The organism is Pseudomonas sp. MD195_PC81_125, from assembly GCF_014060985.1.
Lineage (GTDB): Bacteria > Pseudomonadota > Gammaproteobacteria > Pseudomonadales > Pseudomonadaceae > Aquipseudomonas > Aquipseudomonas parakoreensis.
In genome coordinates this window covers 1-650 of the sequence record NZ_JABULD010000906.1, presented here as the reverse complement: position 1 = coordinate 650, position 650 = coordinate 1, and the positions used below count along the sequence as shown (strand labels likewise).

General features: G+C 50.6%; 1 protein-coding gene. It reads left to right on the top strand.

The window, feature by feature from the left end; translation table 11 throughout:
* Nucleotides 1-405: 405 nt before the first annotated feature.
* A partial coding sequence (locus HT737_RS30260; RefSeq protein WP_182404658.1) for a TolC family protein occupies nucleotides 406-650 on the top strand: 245 nt, incomplete at its 3' end.

Below are 650 nucleotides of genomic sequence, written 5' to 3'. Positions count from 1 at the left end.
GAATACCTGACCGACAATGCTTTTGACGATGGCAACAACACTGCTCATTGAAGACTCTCCGGGTGTTACGTTCAGTTGACTTCCATTGCCTGATGGCTTCGGCGCCGATTCAGTCTGGACGTACTTTTAAAATTTGCGAATCAAGTTTGACGCTTCTTTTCGTCAATATTTTGGCTAGATTCTTTCGCTATTAACTTTATGCCAAACTATTGACCTTCTGGGTGCCATCCTAAACAATCGCCCCACTAATGTCACATTGATATTTCCGCGGCGACCTGTCCCTCAGCGTGTGATCCAGTTCCTATTTTGAACTTTCCGACATACGGTCATTCCGGTTGCCAATCATCCGACGCAGCAGCACGTTTTGCTGTGATTCAAGACAAGAAGTCCTGGGAAATCTTTACCATGCGTTTGCACTTGTTCAAGGCTCTACCCTTCGCTCTGGCCGCCTCTTTCGCCCATGCACAATCCTTACCGGAAGCCATGCAACAGGCACTGGATGTCCATCCGGAAATCCAGGCAGGGGTCAATAGTCGTCTGGCGGCGGATTATCAGTTAAAGGCTGCGAAAGGTGGATACCTGCCCAAGGTCGACCTGCTGGGTGGTTATGGCCGTGAGGGCACCGACAGCGTGACCACGCGCGCCAACGG